2 protein-coding genes are annotated in these 1,203 nt (G+C 57.6%); one reads left to right on the forward strand and one right to left on the reverse strand.

Annotated features, from left to right (window positions below):
* A partial coding sequence (gene yghU / locus A3730_RS04845) for a glutathione-dependent disulfide-bond oxidoreductase (protein WP_063537618.1) occupies window positions 1-689 on the forward strand: 689 nt, incomplete at its 5' end.
* A gap of 133 nt (window positions 690-822) precedes the next feature.
* On the opposite strand, the gene A3730_RS04850 is transcribed toward yghU, so the two are convergent.
* Window positions 823-1,203, reverse strand: a 381-nt coding sequence (locus tag A3730_RS04850) for a protein adenylyltransferase SelO family protein (protein ID WP_197477297.1), incomplete at its 5' end; no start/stop codon positions are given.

A 1,203-nucleotide genomic window follows, 5' to 3' on the forward strand; every position in this document is an offset into this window, starting at 1 on the left:
TGATGCTCGAAGAGCTGCTTGAGAAAGGCCACAAGGATGCGCAATACGATGCCTGGCTAATCAATATCCAGGATGGCGACCAGTTTGGCAGCGGTTTTGTGGACGTGAACCCCAACTCCAAGATTCCCGCACTGATGGACCATAGCGTGAACCCGCCCCAGCGGGTGTTCGAGTCCGGCAGCATTCTGCTGTATCTGGCGGAAAAGTTTGGTGAGTTTTTGCCCCGGGATCCAGCGGCCCGTACCGAAACGCTTAACTGGTTATTCTGGCAGATGGGCAGTGCGCCGCTGCTGGGCGGTGGCTTTGGCCACTTTTACGCTTACGCCCCGGAAAAGTACCAATACCCCATCGATCGCTACACCATGGAGATCAAGCGGCAGCTTGATGTGTTGGATCGCCGGCTGGCAGATAATACGTATCTGGCGGGTGATGAATACACCATCGCGGATATGGCGGTGTGGCCCTGGTATGGCGCACTGGTCACCAACAAGGTGTATGAAGCGGCGGAGTTCATTGAGGCTCATACCTACACCAATGTACTGCGCTGGACCCACCAGATTGCCGAGCGCCCGGCAGTGAAACGTGGCCGCATGGTAAACCGGGCCTGGGGTGATCCGGCCAGCCAGCTGTGGGAGCGTCACGATGCCAGTGACTTTGAATTGAAGACCCTGGACAAGCTACAAGGCTGAGGGCGTTCCTTGAGCGCGGAATGTCGGGTTACGCCGCTACGCGGCTAACACGACCTACAAGCCCTCCACTGGCTCCGTAGGTCGCATTAGCCTGAAAGGCGTAATCCGACAAAATGCCAAAACGCTGTCTCTTTCAGGTGCCGCAAAAGGTTTGAAACACGTGCTCGCCGGGGCCGGCTGATTGTCGATACGGGTCGTCACTGTCCCGGTCCGCATAAGGCTCGGCCAGTGCCTGTAATAACGCATGGGTTGGCGCCATATCGTTATCGTCGCTGGCAGCATTCAGCGCCTGTTCCACCAGATGATTACGCGGGATCACCGCCGGGTTGTGATTACGCATCAGGCACAGCGATGACGCCAGGGGTTTGCTATTGCGGGCCAGCCTCGCCCGCCACTGTTGGTGCCACTGCCGGAAGGTTTCATTCTGGTATTGCTCTGCGTCAGGCTGGCCGTCGTTGATCAGGTCACGGAACGTATTGGTGTAGTCCGCGTTCTGTGTCTGCATCCAGGTGAG

The organism is Alcanivorax sp. HI0044 (genome assembly GCF_001634945.1).